At 33.4% G+C, this 19,522-nt stretch carries 17 protein-coding genes; 14 read left to right on the forward strand and 3 right to left on the reverse strand.

What is annotated here, in order from left to right; translation table 11 throughout:
- Positions 1–112: 112 nt before the first annotated feature.
- Complete coding sequence (locus tag GMC_RS0109530; RefSeq protein ID WP_010521916.1) at positions 113–1,447, reverse strand: sialidase family protein; 1,335 nt, start codon at positions 1,445–1,447, stop codon at positions 113–115.
- 19 nt (positions 1,448–1,466) lie between these two features.
- Between GMC_RS0109530 and GMC_RS0109535 the strand changes: the two genes are divergently transcribed.
- The 11 genes from GMC_RS0109535 (at position 1,467) to GMC_RS0109585 (ending at position 13,532) form a co-directional block, all read left to right on the forward strand.
- Positions 1,467–1,985, forward strand: a complete 519-nt coding sequence (locus GMC_RS0109535) for a DUF6702 family protein (RefSeq protein ID WP_010521917.1) — start codon at positions 1,467–1,469, stop codon at positions 1,983–1,985.
- 14 nt (positions 1,986–1,999) lie between these two features.
- On the forward strand, positions 2,000–4,255 hold the full coding sequence (locus tag GMC_RS0109540) for a M1 family metallopeptidase (protein WP_010521918.1): 2,256 nt from the start codon (positions 2,000–2,002) through the stop codon (positions 4,253–4,255).
- 201 nt (positions 4,256–4,456) lie between these two features.
- Positions 4,457–4,867 (forward strand): Holliday junction resolvase RuvX, encoded by a 411-nt coding sequence (ruvX, locus tag GMC_RS0109545; protein ID WP_010521919.1) that lies wholly within the window; start codon positions 4,457–4,459, stop codon positions 4,865–4,867.
- Between the two features lie 157 nt (positions 4,868–5,024).
- Entirely contained in the window at positions 5,025–5,615 is a 591-nt protein-coding gene (gene def, locus GMC_RS0109550) for a peptide deformylase (RefSeq protein WP_010521920.1), read from the forward strand.
- A 109-nt stretch (positions 5,616–5,724) separates the two neighbouring features.
- Positions 5,725–6,156, forward strand: a complete 432-nt coding sequence (locus GMC_RS0109555) for a DUF5606 family protein (protein ID WP_010521921.1) — start codon at positions 5,725–5,727, stop codon at positions 6,154–6,156.
- 193 nt (positions 6,157–6,349) lie between these two features.
- Positions 6,350–7,966 carry a CTP synthase gene (gene pyrG, locus GMC_RS0109560; protein WP_010521922.1) on the forward strand — a complete coding sequence of 539 codons (1,617 nt, stop codon included), beginning with the start codon at positions 6,350–6,352 and terminating at the stop codon, positions 7,964–7,966.
- Positions 7,967–8,038: 72 nt separating this feature from the next.
- On the forward strand, positions 8,039–9,907 hold the full coding sequence (yidC, locus tag GMC_RS0109565; protein WP_010521923.1) for a membrane protein insertase YidC: 1,869 nt from the start codon (positions 8,039–8,041) through the stop codon (positions 9,905–9,907).
- A gap of 159 nt (positions 9,908–10,066) precedes the next feature.
- Complete coding sequence (locus GMC_RS0109570) at positions 10,067–10,738, forward strand: toxin-antitoxin system YwqK family antitoxin (protein ID WP_010521924.1); 672 nt, start codon at positions 10,067–10,069, stop codon at positions 10,736–10,738.
- A 123-nt stretch (positions 10,739–10,861) separates the two neighbouring features.
- Positions 10,862–11,506 carry a peroxiredoxin-like family protein gene (locus GMC_RS0109575; RefSeq protein WP_010521925.1) on the forward strand — a complete coding sequence of 215 codons (645 nt, stop codon included), beginning with the start codon at positions 10,862–10,864 and terminating at the stop codon, positions 11,504–11,506.
- A 231-nt stretch (positions 11,507–11,737) separates the two neighbouring features.
- Positions 11,738–12,898 carry a tRNA 2-thiouridine(34) synthase MnmA gene (gene mnmA / locus GMC_RS0109580; RefSeq protein ID WP_010521926.1) on the forward strand — a complete coding sequence of 387 codons (1,161 nt, stop codon included), beginning with the start codon at positions 11,738–11,740 and terminating at the stop codon, positions 12,896–12,898.
- Positions 12,899–13,034: 136 nt separating this feature from the next.
- A complete protein-coding gene (locus GMC_RS0109585) occupies positions 13,035–13,532 on the forward strand; it encodes a hypothetical protein (protein WP_010521927.1) in 498 nt (165 codons plus the stop codon).
- 95 nt (positions 13,533–13,627) lie between these two features.
- Here the strand turns inward: GMC_RS0109585 and tsaE are convergent, their stop codons facing one another.
- Positions 13,628–14,035, reverse strand: coding sequence for a tRNA (adenosine(37)-N6)-threonylcarbamoyltransferase complex ATPase subunit type 1 TsaE (gene tsaE / locus GMC_RS0109590; protein WP_010521928.1), 408 nt, complete (start codon positions 14,033–14,035; stop codon positions 13,628–13,630).
- Positions 14,036–14,108: 73 nt separating this feature from the next.
- A complete protein-coding gene (gene porX, locus GMC_RS0109595) occupies positions 14,109–15,659 on the reverse strand; it encodes a T9SS response regulator signal transducer PorX (protein WP_010521929.1) in 1,551 nt (516 codons plus the stop codon).
- A 110-nt stretch (positions 15,660–15,769) separates the two neighbouring features.
- Between porX and GMC_RS0109600 the strand changes: the two genes are divergently transcribed.
- The 3 genes from GMC_RS0109600 to GMC_RS0109610 are packed head-to-tail and all read left to right on the forward strand — an operon-like array spanning position 15,770 to position 19,450.
- On the forward strand, positions 15,770–16,999 hold the full coding sequence (locus tag GMC_RS0109600; RefSeq protein WP_010521930.1) for an HD domain-containing protein: 1,230 nt from the start codon (positions 15,770–15,772) through the stop codon (positions 16,997–16,999).
- A complete protein-coding gene (gene lpxD, locus GMC_RS0109605; RefSeq protein WP_010521931.1) occupies positions 16,975–18,042 on the forward strand; it encodes a UDP-3-O-(3-hydroxymyristoyl)glucosamine N-acyltransferase in 1,068 nt (355 codons plus the stop codon). The genes GMC_RS0109600 and lpxD overlap by 25 nt, the downstream gene beginning before the upstream one ends.
- A gap of 1 nt (position 18,043) precedes the next feature.
- Positions 18,044–19,450 (forward strand): bifunctional UDP-3-O-[3-hydroxymyristoyl] N-acetylglucosamine deacetylase/3-hydroxyacyl-ACP dehydratase, encoded by a 1,407-nt coding sequence (locus GMC_RS0109610; protein ID WP_010521932.1) that lies wholly within the window; start codon positions 18,044–18,046, stop codon positions 19,448–19,450.
- The last annotated feature ends 72 nt before the right edge of the window (positions 19,451–19,522 follow it).

A 19,522-nucleotide genomic window follows, 5' to 3' on the forward strand; every position in this document is an offset into this window, starting at 1 on the left:
TTAATAATAGCTAATTGCAAAAAACTGATGTTTAAAAAGTAATGACTTTTAGTCATAACCGAAACTATGGTGCTTTTGGTCAATAGTGGTTCATTTAAATCGTATATGTGCATTATCGCAAATTAGATACTTCAATAATAGCAGTCCAAACACTCACTAAGCCATTTTCAACCTGAGTCCAAATGGGTCTAATAATTCCATTTTGGACATCAATATTGTTGTAATCTCCAAAAAAGTTAGCTCCTTTTGGGTGGAATGGTTTTTCGGAAATAGTATAATTTTTAAAACTTTTTGCGCCATTTTTAGAAACGGCAAGCTTCACATTTATCAAAGGGGCATTATTGGGGTTTTGTTCGTAATAAATAATATAAATGAACCCAGTAGCAGGATCAATTTTCATCCAGTTAAAAAAATGGTGTGTATTGGGGATTTTATTATCTATAATTTTAGGTGTACTCCAAGTCTTTCCTTGGTTGGTAGATTTGCTTATGTATATTGAAGTCCTATTTGAATCAGTTTGATCAGACCAATTAGTATAAATAGTGCCATTGTATTTGGAATCCGAAATATCAACATCAATAACAGGAAAACCATTTGTTCTGTTTACTACCGGAATTTTGAATCGCCAGCCAGCTTTTTGTGCGGCTATTTTAATAGGTTCATTTGACCAGGACTTACCATTATTTGTGCTTTTAGTAAACCAAATGTGATGATCAAAAGCCCAGCTAACATAAATGTTTTTACCATCACTGCTAGGAACAGCACCTTCGGTGGTTAGGTCATCATCTTTACAGTCGCCTTCGTGCACGCTAATATTTTTAGGAGTGCTCCATGTTTTCCCTGAATCTTCGGAGGATGAAAATAAAATTCTGGATTTATTATCAGGATTGCTACTATTGTATTTGTCAAATTCAGTCCAAGTGGTATACAAATGATTATTTTTTGGGTTAATGCACGCCCATTGTTTGTCTTGTTGTTTTGGTCGATTTAAGCCTATTCCAGTGCCAGTTGACCAAGTTGCACCTTTGTCAGTACTATTTTGTACCACAATACGATCCAGAATTTGTTCACTTTTCCAGTTGGTACCCTCAGGATCGCTTAAGTGGAAGTAATAAAATTCTCCTTTTTTATTTGCTACAATTACAGGATCGCCCCAAATGCCAAATTCTGAAGTCTGTTTTTTTGTGCTCCATGTCAGTCCACCATCGTTAGATGTATGAATATAGTCCAGCACACTACCTGCTACTATGTTATTAGAATTTGTAGGGTCAATACAAATACTCGGTTCACAGGGACCAAGTGATTTTCTATCCGTTTGCTCGTAAATTTTTATATTTTTTGGGGTAAAAGAATCAGATGTTGTACTTTTATTTTTTTTCAGGTTTTTTTGAGGAAGACATCCAAAAAAAGTAACCACAAATAGACTACATAAAATTTTATTAATCATCAATCAGAAATCATAATTTATGTTAAAAATAGGCAATTTTAGAAGACGTTTTTTTACTATTACTGTTATTTTAACATTAACGACATTATTATCGTTTTCGGTTCATAAATATTATGCCAGTATTACTAAAATTGAAATAAGTCAAAATGAAGGATTGGTTAAAATATATACACAGGTATTTGTAGATGATTTTGAAAAAGTATTACAACAGCGATATCAGTTGAATGTTTCAGATTTTGAAAATTTAAAACAGGTAGAAAAAGAAACTATTGGGGACTATGTCACAAAAAAAATAAAAATCAAGGCTAACAGAACACCACTCAAACTCCGCTATTTAGGGGGGGAATTGAAAAATGAGCTGTTCTATATATTTTTAGAAGCCGATATTACAGCTAAAATAAAACGTTTTGATGTTGAAAATAAAATGCTACAGGATGTATTTTCCGAACAGCAAAACACCATAGACGTAACCAACAATAAAAGTATCAAAAGTTTGCATTTACATGCAGAAAAGCCAACAGGAACAATTTATTATTAACAGGATTAATTTTTATGAAGCAATTAAGTTTTTTATGCATTTTACTAGTAACATTTAGTAGTGTAGCACAGCAAGATTCCATATCGCACAAAGGACATACCAATCAAAATAAATTTAGGCAGCTTTATGATGAATTTGCTACACCTAATGTATATCGAAATGCTTCTGGAGCACCAGGTCATGAGTACTATCAACAGCAAGCAGATTACAAAATCCAAGTGGAGTTGGATGATGAAAACACAAAGTTGACTGGGAAAGAAACCATCACTTATACTAATAACTCTCCGGATGCTTTGGAATTTTTATGGTTGCAATTGGATCAAAATAAACGAAGCAAAAATTCATTATCCCTACTAAGAGATGGTGATAAAATGAATCCTATAATGTCACCTGCACGATTTGCTTCAACGTATTTGGCTGAACCTTTTGATGGAGGATTTAATATTACTTCTGTAAAAAATTCTGACGGAAGTAGTTTAAAATATACGATCAATTATACCATGATGCGTATTGATTTACCTAAGCCATTGGCGCCGGGTAAAAAAATCAGTTTTGACATCGGTTGGTGGTACAAGATCAACGATCACGTAGCCAAACGAGGGCGCTCAGGTTACGAATATTTTAAAGAAGATGATAATCGTTTATATGTAATAGCGCAGTTTTACCCGCGTATGTGCGTATATAATGATAAAGAAGGCTGGCAAAACGAACAGTTTTGGGGCAACGGAGAGTTTGCTTTAAATTTTGGTGATTACGAAGTGGAAATTACCGCACCTAAAGATCATATTTTAGATGCAACAGGAGTGCTTCAAAATAGAAAAGATGTTTTTACAAAAACCATGTTATCCCGTTACAATGAGGCAACACAAAATTTTGTAAAACCAGTGGTTATAGTCACTCAGGAGGAAGCTGAAATAGCTGAAAAAACAAAGGAAACTGCAACAAAAACATGGAAGTTTAAAGCCGAAAACGTGCGCGATTTTGCCTTTGCATCTTCTCGCAAGTTTATTTACGAAATGATGGCCGTTGATGTGCAAGGCAAAAAAGTAATGGCTATTTCCATGTATCCAAAGGAAGGTAATCCGTTATGGGAGGAATATAGTACAAAATCAGTCAAAGCAGCGTTACAAACGTATAGCAGAATGACATTTAAGTATCCATACCATAAAGCTATTTCAGTACATTCTAAAAATCAAGGAATGGAATATCCTATGATTTGTTGGAATTATGGACGTCCAAAGCCTGATGGTACTTACAATCAAAGAACTCGTAATGGAATGATTAGTGTAATTATCCATGAGGTGGGTCATAACTATTTCCCAATGATTGTAAATAGTGATGAACGCCAGTGGGGTTGGATGGACGAAGGCTTAAATACATTTTTACAATATGTTACTGAGCAAGATTTTGAAGAAGGGTACCCAAGTAGGAGAGGGCCAGTAACTAATATTATCCCTTATATGAGTGGTGATCAAAGTCAAATTTCACCTATAATGACACAGGCTGATAATGTAATTCAATTAGGGAATAACGCTTACGGAAAACCAGCCACTGCTTTAAATATTTTAAGAGAAACTGTAATGGGAAAAGAAATGTTTGATCATGCATTTAAGGTGTATGCAAACAGATGGATGTTTAAGCACCCAACACCCGAAGATTTTTTTAGAACCATGGAGGAAGCTTCCGGAATGGATTTAGATTGGTTTTGGCGTGGGTGGTTTTACACAACCGATGCTACGGATATTGGAATTAAGGAAGTTAAAAAATACTATGTTTCCAATAAACCAAATGCTTATATGAGGGATTTGTTAAAAGAAAGAAATATGAAAGAATCTGATTTGGTTCCTTTAGTTTATGCTGTTGCAGAAGATAGTGAAGATTTTAAGGACGTGGATACTTCAAAATCAATAATTGAAAACTCTCAAAAACTTACAGACTTTTTATTTGATAATTTTTCGGCTGAAGAGCGTAAGCAATTAAAAAATCCAAATTTCTTTTATGAAGTAGTTTTTAATAAACCAGGAGGTTTGGTAATGCCACTAATTGTAAAATATACTTATGCTGATGGTACTAGTGAGTCAATAACGTATCCAGCACAAGTATGGCGTAAAAATGACAATCAGGTAAGTAAAATTATACCAGCTACAAAAAAAATTGTTAAAATTGAAGTAGATCCTAAGCTTGAAACTGCCGATATTGATACCTCAAATAATACTTGGCCTAAAGAGGAAGCTACAAGTGTATTTGACAAATTTAAGAGTAAGCAGTAATTGCATGAGTAGTTAAACCGATAAAAAAAGTCATAAAAATAGCGGCAAATAGCCGCTATTTTTATGACTTTTTTTGTTCAGCACCTCTGCGTTATCAAATAGCTGAACTAACGCTATTTTAAGATATTTAATACTAATATTAAAGAAGACCGTAAAAGCTGCAAAAAAATTAGTTAGTTTGCATAAATATTTAAATTGTATATGCCACAACTAGTAGCCATTGATTACGGAGGAAAACGAACAGGAATAGCAGTTACAGATGATTTACAAATGATAGCTAGTGGTTTGACAACTGTAGCAACTAATGAATTAATGATTTTTTTAAAAGATTATGCACAATTAAATAAAATAGAAGCTTTTGTTGTTGGGGAGCCTAAACGTCTACACGGCGAAGCTTCATCCATTGAAGCAGAAATAAAAAAATTTTTAGAACAGCTTTCCAAAGAATTTCCAGGCATTAAAATTCATCGGGTTGATGAACGATTTACCTCCAAAATAGCATTTGAGGCCATGATAAAATCTGGAATATCAAAAAAGAAAAGACGCGATAAATCATTAATAGATAAAATTAGTGCAACACTTATTTTACAGGATTTCTTAAATTATAGATAATATTAATCACATAGCTGATCAAAAATATCGATCAAAAGTATTTTGTTTAGTACTTTTGCAATTCGAAATTATCTAAAGCATAAATAATTTGATTGAGCAATTTTTATAGTGCTTGTTAGTTATTAGATGTTACAGATCATTAAAATAAAAAATAAGAATGATTTTGCCTGTTGTTGCCTACGGTGATCCCGTATTGAAAAAAGTTGCTAAACAAATTCCTGAAGATTATCCTAATTTTTCGGAATTTTTGGAAAATATGTGGGAAACCATGTACAATGCTCATGGAGTAGGTTTGGCAGCACCACAAGTGGGAAGATCAATTAGATTATTTGTTATTGATGCAGCCCCTTTTGCTGCTGATGAGGATTTGAGTCCTGCGGAGCAGGTGCAACTTAAAACTTTTAAAAAGGCATTCATAAATCCTACAATATTGGAAGAAACCGGAAAGGAATGGTCTTTTAATGAAGGTTGCTTGAGTATTCCTGATGTAAGGGAGGATGTGGTTCGAAAAGAGACGATTAAAATTCAGTATTATGACGAGAATTTTAATGAAAAAGTAGAAACATTTTCAGGTTTAGCGGCACGTGTAATTCAACATGAATACGACCATATTGAAGGAATATTGTTTACCGATAAACTTTCAGGACTTAAAAAGCGTTTACTTAAAGGGAAGTTGACAAATATAGCTAAAGGGAAAGTGTTTAGCGAGTATCGCATGCGTTATCCATTGGCTAAAAAAGGAAGATAAGAAATAAAAAATTCACAAATTGAATGATAGTGAGTGGTTTTAAATCAAAATTGATTTTAATTCCAACATTTATATTCAATTTAACAGTAGCATTCGTTAAAATATAAAAATGAGTTTAGAAAAAATTATAGCCATTTCAGGAAAACCTGGGTTGTTTGAATTAATGTCTCAAACTAGAGGGGGGTTTTTAGTTACATCATTAATCGATGGCAAACGTCAGTCAATTAGTATGCGAAACAATGTAAGTGTACTTAATGAAATTGCAGTATACACTTATGATAAAGAAGTTCCTTTAAAGGAAGTTTTTATTGCCATTCGGGATAAGGAAAATGGCGCAACATCAATAAGTCATAAGGCTTCTAAAAAAGAATTAGAATCTTATTTCTTGGAGGTATTGCCTGAATATGACGAGGAAAGAGTATATGCAAGTGATATTAAAAAAATTATTCAATGGTATAATTTATTGCAAAAGTCGGATTTAGTTAAGGATTTAAGCGTTGAGGTAGCCGAGGCTAAGGCATCTTCTGATGAAGAAGAGTAAAAAGTAACTAGTTTTAATATTGAGTCTCGACTTTGTCGGGACTTTTTTTTGTGCGTTATTTTGCAATGGTAAACAAAGAATTTATTGGTGTGTTATTTTGAAAATCAATTCCCACTTTTAGCCAAAAAAAGTTAACCTATTTAATATTCTTCTTTGTATTTTTGCGCTTTATTTAAATTTAAAGAAAAGCTGCATGAGCCAAACTAAATATATCTTTGTTACAGGAGGAGTTTCTTCATCGTTAGGAAAAGGAATTATAGCAGCTTCGTTAGCAAAATTATTACAAGCTCGTGGACACAGAGTAACTATTCAAAAATTGGATCCTTACATAAACGTTGATCCAGGAACACTAAATCCCTACGAGCATGGAGAGTGCTATGTGACTGATGATGGAGCGGAAACTGATTTAGACTTAGGGCATTACGAACGTTTTTTAAACGTACCTACTTCTCAAGCAAACAATGTAACTACTGGGCGTATTTATCAAAGTGTTATTGAAAAAGAACGCCGAGGTGAGTTTTTGGGAAAAACCGTGCAAGTTGTTCCACACATTACTAATGAAATTAAGGAGCGCATACAAATTTTAGGTAAAAGCGGAGATTATGATATTGTAATTACCGAAATTGGAGGTACTGTAGGGGATATTGAATCCTTGCCCTACATTGAGGCTGTAAGGCAATTAAAATGGGAGCTGGGCGATGAGCATTCTATGGTAATTCACTTAACCTTGATTCCGTATTTATCAGCAGCTGGCGAGTTAAAAACAAAGCCTACACAGCATAGTGTTAAAACGCTCATGGAAAGTGGAATAAAAGCAGACGTTTTAGTATGCCGTACGGAGCATGAATTGTCTGATGACTTACGCAGAAAATTAGCCTTGTTTTGTAACGTAAAAAAAGATGCAGTAATTGAATCTTTGGACGCTTCTACAATTTATGATGTGCCAAATTTAATGCTTCAGGAAAAATTGGATGCTGTGGTGTTAAAACAATTCAACCTTCCTATTGATGAAAATATAGATTTAGAATCTTGGAATCAGTTTTTAAATCAGCATAAGAATCCAAAAAATAAAATTACTGTAGGACTTATTGGTAAATATGTTGAATTGCAAGATTCTTACAAGTCAATTTTAGAGGCATTTATACATGCAGGTGCCGCAAATAGTGTTAAAGTAAAAGTGGAAAGTATTCATTCTGAATATTTGACAAAAGAAAATGTTACTGATAAAGTAAAACACTTGGATGCTATTTTAGTTGCTCCTGGTTTTGGGGAGCGTGGTATTGAGGGCAAAATTATGGCAGTGCAATACGCGCGTGAAAATAAAATTCCATTTCTAGGAATTTGCTTAGGAATGCAAATGGCAGTGATTGAGTACGCCCGAAATGTGCTGGGGCTTACAGATGCTACTTCAATTGAACAGGATGAAAACGCAGTAAATGCGGTCATTAATCTTATGGAAGAGCAAAAAAACATTACAGATAAAGGGGGTACAATGCGTTTGGGTGCCTGGAAATGTGCTATAAAAAAAGAGAGTCATGTTTACGCAGCATATCAGGAAGATGAAATTTTAGAGCGTCACCGTCATCGTTATGAATATAATAATGACTTTAAAGAAAAATTGGAAGGTGCAGGGTTATTAACAACAGGGGTAAACCCTAAAACGGGTCTTGTTGAAATTGTAGAGGCAAAAGATCACCCATGGTTTGTAGGTGTCCAGTACCATCCTGAATATAAAAGTACGGTGCTCAAACCGCATCCTCTTTTTGTTGCTTTTGTTAAAGCAGCACTTAATTTCAGTAAAAATAAATAAATAGTCTGTTTAAAAAAGCACCTCTTCTATAAAATTGCCAGGTGTTTTAATTTTATGACTTTATAAATCAATATGGAAGAAAAACAATTTGACCCTAAATCAATAATTGGGTATGTACTGATTTTTGCTATTGCTGCATATTACATTTATACAAATAAGCCAACTCCCGAAGAGTTGGAAGCGGAAAAACAAAAGCAAGAGCAGGTAGCTAAATCAAAAGAGGTGGCAACCAATACTAATACTGCTTCCGCAGAAGTGAGTTTGCCAAAAGCTGTAGATTCTTTAGGAAAAGCAGCTGCTTACCAAAAGCTTGGTGCATTCGGATATTCGCAAACGTTGACAGCGGCTAACGGAGGTGAAACGCTATTGCAAAACGAGGTGCTTTCTTTAAAAATAAACAATAAAGGAGGGTATATTAGCGAGGCCAAACTAAAGAATTTTAAAACTTATGATTCAATACCAGTGTACTTAATTAAGGACGGTAAAAATGCCAGTTTATCCATTAATTTCAATACTTCTGATAATAGAGTTTTAAATACAAAAGATTTATTTTTTGAGCCAGAATTAAAAACAGTAGGGCAAAATCAACAGCTAAGTATGCGTTTGAAAATTTCGAAAGATAAATTTTTAGAATATGTATATGTTTTAAAGCCAAATGAATACATGCTTGATTTTTCAGTAAGGTCTCAAGGGTTAGAAGGGGTATTTGATGCCAATAAATCCATCAATTTAAATTGGGAATTGGAGGCACTTCGTCATGCGAAAAGTAATACGTATGAAAATCGCTATACCGAAGTTGTTTTTGAATACGAAGATGGAAGAGATGATTATGTAGGTCAGGGAGAATTTAAAGAAGAAGAAGCTGAGGATGTAACTTATGTAGCTTTCAAACAACATTTCTTTTCATCCATTTTATTAACGGATAAGGCATTTAAAAAAGGGAACTTTACTTCCGCTAATTTGATTAAGGATGAAGCGATTGATACAGTTAAGCTTAAAAAATTTACAGCTCAAATGCCATTGGCATTAAATGCGGGGAATTTAAATTACCAAATGAATTGGTATTATGGACCAACTGACTACAAAATTTTAAAAAATTACGATAGAAACTTAGACGAAATTGTTCCTTTGGGATGGGGGATTTTTGGATGGATAAACAAAATAATATTTATTCCTTTATTTAATTTATTGAGTGGATTTTTACCTTATGGATTGGCTATTATTTTTATGACCATTTTAGTAAAATTAGGGTTGTCACCTGTAACTTATAAATCTTATGTTTCACAAGCTCGTATGAAGGTGTTAAAACCTGAAATAACGGAATTGAATGAAAAGTTTGCGGACAATCCAATGAAAAAGCAGCAGGAAACCATGAAACTGTATAGCAAAGCAGGCGTAAGTCCAATGAGTGGTTGTATACCAGCGTTACTGCAAATGCCTATTTTATATGCGCTTTTTAGCTTTTTTCCTAGTGCAATTGCTTTGCGTCAAAAAAGCTTCTTGTGGGCGGATGATCTGTCAAGTTACGATACTATATTTAATTTGCCGTTCCGAATACCATTTTACGGTGATCACGTAAGTTTATTTCCAATACTTGCGGGTATAGCTACTTTCTTTTACATGCAAATGACCACGGGACAAAACATGCCTACGCAAACACAACCAGGAATGCCAAATATGAAATTTATCATGTATTTGTCTCCATTGTTTATGTTGTTTTTCTTTAATAACTATGCATCAGGTTTATCATTGTACTATTTTGTTTCTAATTTAATTACTATTGGAATTATGTTAGTCATAAAAAATTATATTATTGATGAAGATAAAATTCATGCTCAAATACAGGAGAATAAAAAGAAACCTAAAAAACAAAGTAAGTTTAAACAGCGTTTGCAGGAAGCTATGGAGCAAGCCGAAAAGCAACAAAAGAATAGAAAGTAATTTTTAAGTGAGAAATTTGCTCAAAATTCAATTTTATACTGTTAGTTTTTGGGATTTTAAACTATTACAATAGTAAAAATAAAGCCTTGCGATAAAAATTGCAAGGCTTTATTTTTTGGAATAGAATTTGTTTAAATTTGATGGATCAATTTTTTTGTAATGAATAATTTAAGAAAAAAATTAACATTTTTTGCCTTCATTTTTATTAATGCATTACAGGCACAAATAAATCAATATCATGAAGCTGGTACGCGTCATGGATTGTGGGAAAAAAAGTATGAAGGAACTGAGCAGTTGAGGTATTCGGGTAATTTTGATCATGGTGTAGAAATAGGGGACTTCAAATTTTATACCAAAGGGTTTCCTAATAAACCATCTGCAATTAAAAGTTTTTCCGAAAATGGGAAAAAGGCTTTAGTCAAATATTTTGCACAAAATGGAGAATTAATAAGTAAGGGGGTGCTTATTGATAAAAAAAGGGAAGGCAAATGGGAATATTATCACAATACAAATTCTAAGCTTATGATGGTCGAAAATTATAAGAATGATAAGTTAGAGGGTGAACGAATTAGTTACTATGACAATGGACAGGTTTCAGAAAAGGTGACGTTTGTTAACGGTAAAAAAGAAGGAGAAGAGCAGGTGTACACGCTAAAGGGTGTCTTGTATAAAGTGTTCAACTACAAAAATGATTTACTGGAAGGGGTAAACAAATATTTTAATGGTAAAGGAGAATTAATTATTGAAGGGAATTACAAGGCGAATAAAAAAATAGGTGTTTGGAAATATTTTGAAAATGGTAAATTGGTTCAGGAAAAGCGCTATAAGTAGTTTTGTAGGTTAAAATAGAAATAATTTCAATTAAATATTTTTTAAAAATAACTGCAGTTAATAGGTAATAAACATTAAGGAGTAACGACATAAATGTTACTATTTAACTTTAAATACGAATTTATGTCATTAACAGCCAAATTACAAGAAACTAAAACGGCTTTTTCAAAACAGGTACCCGCAGATGTTCAAGTCATTATGACTAATGCTTTAGATAAATTAACCGAGGAAGGATTACCAAAAACAGCAACACAAAAAGGAGATACGTTAAAAAACGGAACACTGATTAATATTAAAAAAGAGAAAGTTGATATTTTTTCTTTTTTAGATAAAGGTCCTTTAGTAATTTCTTTTTACAGAGGGGGTTGGTGTCCGTACTGTAATATTGAGCTAAATGCTTTACAACAAGCTTTACCTGAAATTAAAGAACTTGGAGCTCAATTAATTGCTATTACTCCTGAAACTCCAGACAATTCATTAACTACTGCTGAAAAAAATAATATTTCATTTCCGGTATTGAGTGATATTAATAACACTTACGCAAAGGAATTGGGATTAGTTTTTCAAATGCCTAAAGATTTACAGGAAGTGTATCATCAATTTGGTATTGATGTGTCAAAGCATAATGAAAATGAAGATTATGAATTGCCTTTACCAGCAACATATGTAGTTGATAAAAGCGGTAAAATTGTATTGTCATTTTTGCAAGAAGATTATGTGGAAAGACTTGATCCTAATCAGGTAATTAAAGCTTTAAAAAGCTTATAGTACCATTACAAACTTTGATTTTAAAAAAGAAGAAATGAAAACAACTCATTTCTTCTTTTTTTGCTTTAATAAATTACTATTTTGATTTTTTATGAAATTTTATGATATAAATTTGGTTCAATTTTTACCAAGTATGGCAGACTAAATAGTATTTCAGTAGTTATCTTTAGTTAAACTTGGATTAAAATAAATTAGCTTAATTATCGTATTTTTGCAGTCAATTTTACAAACATGAAAAGAGTAGTAGTAGGACTTTCAGGTGGGGTAGATTCCAGTGTGGCAGCATACTTGTTAAAAGAGCAAGGTTATGAGGTGATAGGGCTTTTTATGAAAAACTGGCACGATGATTCAGTAACAATTTCTGATGAATGTCCTTGGCTTGATGATAGTAATGACGCGTTGTTAGTTGCCGAAAAATTAGGAATTCCTTTTCAAACTGTTGATTTGAGTGAGCAATATAAAGAGCGTATTGTTGATTATATGTTTGCGGAGTACGAAAAGGGAAGAACACCAAATCCCGATGTGCTTTGTAATCGCGAAATTAAATTTGATGTTTTTATGAAAATAGCCTTGGAACTTGGGGCTGATTTTGTAGCAACAGGACATTATTGCCGAAAGGATACGGTAGAGATTGATGGGAAAAAAGTACACCGCTTATTGGCAGGAAAAGATTCAAATAAAGATCAATCGTATTTTTTATGCCAGCTTTCGCAAGAACAATTGGCTAAAACACTTTTTCCTGTGGGAGAATTAATCAAACCAGAAGTGCGAAAAATAGCCGCAGCTCAGCACTTGATTACGGCAGAAAAAAAAGATTCTCAAGGATTATGCTTTATAGGAAAAGTTCGGTTGCCTGAATTCCTTCAGCAACAGCTAAAACCTAAAAATGGTGCTATTATTGAAATTCCTGAAGATCATAGTATTTACGAAAATGCTAATGCTCCTTCACAATTGCATAACTATAATTACACGCCAGCCTTTGGAAAAAAAGTAGGGGAGCATATTGGAGCGCACTATTTTACAAAAGGGCAACGTAAAGGTCTTTCAGTAGGAGGAACACCATTGCCGTTGTTTGTCATTGAAACTGATGTTAAAACCAATACTATTTACGTAGGACAAGGCAAAAATCACCCTGGTTTGCACCGAAGTCAGTTGTTGGTCACCACAGATGAATTGCACTGGGTGCGTCCAGACTTAGCGTTGACGCTAGGAGAACAAATAAAGGTAAAAGCAAGAATACGATACCGACAAACTTTGGAAAACGCTAGTATTCATTTTACCGGAAACGGCTTGATAGTTCGGTTTGAAAATCCACAATCCGCAATTCAGGAAGGGCAGTTTGTTGCTTGGTATTTGGAAGATGAATTAATTGGATCGGGAGTGATTTCTTAAACTTAATATGTTTAACTGATTTAGTATTTAAGAAACTTGTTTATTTAAAAATTAAGTTTAGATTATTAATGATTTAAAATAATGATTATATGTGTTTAAAGATTTATATTTGAGTTTAATTTTAAACAAAATATTAATGAAAAAATTATTGTTTTCTGTAATCTTAGGAGTGGCTGTTTTTGCTAATATTAGTGCTCAAGATACAAATTCAACTTCAGCAGATGTGTTATCAAAAGGGTCTTGGATAATTGAGGCAAACACAGGTTCTGCAACAACGGGAAATACATCATTTGCTTTTTCTTCTGGAAATATAGATGTATTTAGTGTTGGTGTAGAGTCAGGATATTTTATTTCGGATAATTTGGCTATAAAAATTGGTTTAGGTTATAGCAGCTTCAATAGTAATAGCAATTTTGTTTACAAAATTGGAGGTAAGTACTATATAAATAGGAAATTTCCTGTAGGGATAGATTTTACAGGAGTGTCAGATGGAGCAAATTGGATTGGCATCCAAGGTGGGTATGCATGGTTTATTGCTAATAATGTTAGTTTAGAACCAGCTGTAAGATATAATGCCGGAATTGATTCAAGTAATATTTTTCAAGGGTTGATTGGTTTTGTTATCCACTTATAAACTATAAGTGTAATAGGCTTTTATTTACACATGGCTATATAATTTAAAAACGATTATAGTTGTGTGTAAACTATAATGCACTTTGATAGTGATAATTATACATCAAAAAAGAGCTTCCGTAAACCATTTTCTTCAATAGTAATATTGATAATGTGTGCTTCTTCAGGAATTAAATTAGGAATATTTTCACTCCATTCTATAAAAAGGTAATCCCCTGTATATTCGTATTCTTCAAAGCCAATAGCATAAGCTTCTTCTTCATCTTGAATACGATAAAAATCAAAATGATAAATAAGATTACCGTCACCCTCGTATTCATTTACTAATGCAAAAGTAGGGCTAGACACAACATCCTTAACGCCTAAAAATTCGCAAATAGCTTTAATTAGCGTGGTTTTTCCAGCGCCCATTTCACCATTAAAAAGAAGTGTTTTGTATTTGGCTTTAGCAATAATTAATTTTGCAATTTCATGCAAACCTGTGAGGTCGTAGGTAACTTCCATTTATGCAGATGTAAGATTTTAGGTGTGAGATTTTAGAAGTTTATAATCTCACATCTAAAATCTCATGTCTATTTTATTTTGGCTGCAAAGTTACAAAAGGAATAATCATTTCCTCTAAAGAAACACCTCCATGTTGATACGTGTTTCGATAATAACTTACGTAATGGTTATAGTTGTTAGGGTAGGCAAAAAAGTAATCATCCCGTGCAAAAATAAAAGAGCTACTCATATTAATCGCAGGCAGGTGAATTGATTTTGGATCCTTAAAAGCAACAACTTCTTTATTTTCATAAGTTAAACTTTTACCCGTTTTGTAGCGCAAATTTAAACTAGTGTTTTTATCACCAATCACTTTTGAGGGTTTGTTTACATTTATGGTACCATGATCGGTTGTGATAATGAGTTTAAATCCTAATGACTGCGCTTTTTGAATAATATCATAAAGTGGCGAATTTTTAAACCAACTAAGTGTTAAAGATCTGTAAGCTTTATCATTTGAAGCCAGTTCTTTAATTACTTCCATTTCGGTTTTGGAATGTGAAAGCATGTCCACAAAATTATAAACCACCACAGTCAAATCATTATTTTTACAACCCTTAAAGTTGTCAGCAAGGGTTCTTCCTGATTTTTCGTTGGTTATTTTGTAATATTCGTGCTTAATATCTAACCGCAAACGCTCTATTTGCGCGGTTAAAAACTCATTCTCATTCATGTTTTTACCGCCTTCATCCGTATCGTTTAGCCATAAATCCGGATGCTTTTTCTCCATTTCTAAAGGCATTAATCCTGAAAAGATTGCGTTTCGCGCGTACTGAGTAGCAGTGGGTAAAATACTGTAGTAAGGAGCCTCTTCCGCAATTTTATAATGTTTAGTAATTATGGGTTCAAATACTTTCCATTGATCGTATCTCAAATTATCAACAACCACCAAAAGCGTGGGCTGATCTTTACTTAGTTCAGGAGCAACACGGTCCTGAAATAATCGATGCGATAGCATTGGAGCGTCAGGCGCACCATCAAACCAATCCTGATAATTTTTATTTATAAACTTACAGAACTGCGAATTTGCTTCAACTTTTTGAGTTTCTAAAATTTCAAACATACCCGAATCCTCAATACCTTCCAATTCCAATTCCCAATAAAGTAGTCTTTGGTACATTTCAACCCACTCTTCATAAGTATTTACCATAGCCATATCCATAGCTATTTTACGGAATTCTTGCTGGTAATTTGAGGTGGTTTTTTCAGAAACTAAACGAGAGTGATCCAAATTCTTTTTCAAACTTAATAAAATTTGATTTGGATTCACTGGTTTTATAAGGTAATCAGCAATTTTACTACCAATTGCCTCTTCCATAATATATTCCTCCTCACTTTTGGTGATCATTACTACAGGTAAATTAGCTTGTTTTTCTTTAATTTCTGAAAGGGTATCAATCCCTGAAATTCCGGGCATATTTTCATCCAAAAAAACAATATCAAAATTTTCCTGATCAATAATATCCAAAGCTTCGGTGCCACTTTGGCATTTAGACACTTTGTAGTTTTTCTTTTCTAAAAAAAGTATATGTGGTTTCAATAAGTCGATTTCATCATCTACCCATAGAATATGTATAGCACTCATAAATAAGATTGTAAATTAAGTTTGTTAAATGACTGAAATTCCAATGGGAAGTTACAGAAATACTAATATCGGATAATGTATATTTGTTTCAGCTTTAAAATAGTACTTTTTTGAAAAAAAGAAACAAACTAAAAATATTAAACGATCCAATTTACGGGTTTATTACATTACCTAACGCCTTGATTTTTGATTTAATCGAGCATAAGTATTTTCAGCGCTTACGCAGAATTACGCAAATGGGGATGTCCTATATGGTATATCCTGGGGCGCACCATACGCGATTTCATCATGCTATTGGCTCCATGCATTTAATGCAGCAAGCAGTTCGTGTACTTCGTTTTAAAGGGGTTGAAATTTCTATAAAAGAGGAAACCGCGGTTTTAGTAGCCATTTTGCTACATGATATTGGTCATGGTCCATTTTCGCATGCCATGGAGCATAGTATTGTAAACGGAATAAGTCATGAGGAAATATCACTTTTTTTCATGAAAGCAATAAATAAAGAATTTAAAGGCAAACTTGATTTAGCTATTGAAGTTTTTAAAGGAGAATACAAACGTGAGTTTTTACATCAATTAATTTCAAGTCAATTGGATATGGATCGACTGGATTACCTGAAACGAGATAGTTTTTATACGGGTGTTGCGGAAGGAAATGTAAATAGCGAGCGTTTAATTACTATGCTAAATGTGGTAAATGACTCTTTGGTAGTGGAGGAAAAAGGTATTTATTCAGTGGAAAAGTTTTTGCTTTCGCGAAGATTAATGTATTGGCAGGTATATTTACACAAAACAAGTTTAGTTGCTGAAAATTTATTAATTAACACTTTAAAACGAGCTAAATATCTAGTTGAAAATGGACATAAATTACCAGCAGGTACGGTGCTGACATTTTTTCTTGAAAATAAAATTGATGCTTCTAGTTTTACTCATGACGTACTAAATGAATTCTCAAAGCTAGATGATTATGATATTATTTCGGCAGTGAAAGAATGGATTAGTTATGATGATAAAGTATTGAGTGAACTGGCAAGGATGCTTATAAATCGAGATTTGTTGAAAATTAAATTGGCTTCAACACCATTTTCAAAGGAATTATTGAATTCATATAATAAAGGTGTTCAGGAAAAATTTAATTTAACTGAGGAGGAAGCTTCGTACTTCGTTTTTGCAGGTTCAGCTTCAAATCAGGCATATAACACCAAAAAGCAAAACATAAAACTAATATTTAATACTAAAGAAATTAAGGATATTGCGGCAGCAAGTGATCAATACAACATTGAAGCACTATCGCAAAGAGTAACAAAATATTTTATATGCCGTCCAAAAGTTTTGGATTAGTAAATTTTCATATTTTTGTTTCAATGAAATTTACAGCCAAACAAATTGCCGAAATACTTGAAGGAACTGTTGAAGGAAACAGTGAAGCTCAGGTAAGTAAATTGGCAAAGATAGAAGAAGGAGCTACAGGCTCTTTAACTTTTTTAGCTAATCCAAAGTACAAGCAGTACGTATATACTACTCAGGCCACAATAATTATCGTTGATAATGACTTTGTGCTTGAAAATGAAATAACTACAACATTAATCCGAGTGGAAGATGCCCGTAACGCGTTTTCGAAACTTTTGGAATATTACAATATGATTAAATTAAATAAAACAGGTATTGAACAGCCTAGTTTTATTGATACATCGGTAACTTATGGTGAAAATATTTATGTAGGCGCATTTACTTACATTGCCAACGGTGTAAAAATTGGAGATAATGTAAAAATTTTTCCTAACGTATATATTGGCGAAAATGTCAGTATTGGAGATCATGTAGTTTTATTTGCAGGAGCAAAAATATATTCAGATTGTGTTATTGGTAATAGGTGTGTAGTGCATAGTGGAGCAACTATTGGAGCAGATGGATTTGGTTTTGCGCCAAATGAAAAAGGAGAATATAAAAAAGTACCGCAAATTGGAAATGTCATTCTTGAAGAAGATGTAGATGTTGGTGCAGGAACTACAATAGACAGAGCTACATTAGGGTCAACCATTATCCGTAAAGGGGTAAAGTTAGACAATCAAATTCAAATAGCACATAATGTTGAAATAGGAGAGCACACCGCTATTGCTGCTCAGGCAGGTGTGGCAGGTTCTACAAAAATTGGAAAGCACTGTTTAATTGGTGGGCAAGTAGGTTTAGCAGGACACTTGATTATTGGGGATCATGTAAAAATACAAGCGCAGTCAGGAATAGGACGAAATATTAAAGACGGATCAGTAATTCAAGGCTCTCCAGCTTTTGGATATACAGATTGGAATAAATCATATGTACATTTTAGGAACCTTCCTAAAATTGTTGACCGAATTAATGCATTAGAAAAAAATAATAAATAGAATGAGTACTACCGTTGTGAAACAAAAAACAATAAAGAAAGAGATTACACTAACAGGTGTAGGACTTCATACCGGAAACGAGGTAACATTAACTTTTAAACCAGCTCCTGCTAATCATGGGTATGTGTTTAAAAGAATTGACTTGGATGGTGAGCCAACCATTAAAGCAAGTGCTCTATTTGTTACAAATACCCAACGAGGCACTAATTTTGAAGATAAAGGAGTCGCTATAAATACCTCGGAACATGTATTGGCTGCATGCGTTGGTTTAGGTATTGATAATGTGCTTTTTGAACTTAATGCGCCTGAGCCACCTATTATGGATGGATCGAGTAAGTTTTTTGTTGAGGCTTTGGAAAAAGCTGGGATTGAAGAACTGGATGCCGAAATTGATGAATATATTGTTACTGAGCCTATTTCATACAAAGATGAAAAAACAGGAAGTGAGCTATTGGTCATTCCTTCCAACGAATACCAAGTGACTGCTATGGTTGATTTTGATACCAAAGTTTTAGGTACACAAAACGCCTCTTTAGAATCTATGTCCGATTTTAAAGCAACTATTGCTAATGCACGTACATTTAGTTTTTTGCATGAATTGGAAATGTTATTGGAACATGGCTTAATTAAAGGTGGCGATTTAAATAATGCCATTGTTTACGTGGATAAGGAACTAAAGCCTGAAACTATGGAGCGCTTAAAAGTAGCTTTTGGGAAAGATTCTATTTCGGTAAAACCCAATGGTATTTTAGATAATTTAACACTGCATTACCCAAATGAAGCTGCCAGGCATAAGTTGTTAGATGTTATTGGTGATTTGGCCTTAATTGGTACTCGAATAAGAGGTAGGGTGATTGCTACTAAACCAGGGCATTTTGTTAACACAGAGTTTGCAAAATTGATGGCTCAAAAAATCAAAAAAGAACGCAGAAATTATGTGCCTAAATTTGATTTATCGCAAAAGCCCTTAATGGATATTCATCAAATAATGGCCACTTTACCGCATCGTGCTCCTTTTTTGTTATTAGATCGTATTATTGAAATGTCGGATACACATGTAGTAGGAATGAAAAATGTGACCATGAACGAGCCCTTTTTCAACGGACATTTCCCAGGTGCTCCTGTAATGCCTGGTGTGCTTCAAGTAGAAGCTATGGCGCAAGCAGGGGGTATTTTGGCTTTAAGCACCGTGCCAGATCCTGAAAATTACCTGACCTTTTTTATGAAAATTGATAATGTTAAATTTAAGCAGCAGGTCATACCTGGGGATACATTAATTTTTGATTTAAAATTGATTACACCAATACGTCGTGGTATTTGTCATATGGCAGCAAAAGCCTATGCAAATAACAAATTAGTATCGGAGGCTGAATTAATGGCGCAAATCGTTAAAACAAAAAACAAATAGTACCTTTATATTAAAATAACCTAGAAAAACTATTGAAAATAATACCTAAATTTTTGGTATGCAATCAAAAAA

The organism is Aquimarina agarivorans, from assembly GCF_000218485.1.
Classification (GTDB): Bacteria; Bacteroidota; Bacteroidia; order Flavobacteriales; family Flavobacteriaceae; genus Aquimarina; species Aquimarina agarivorans.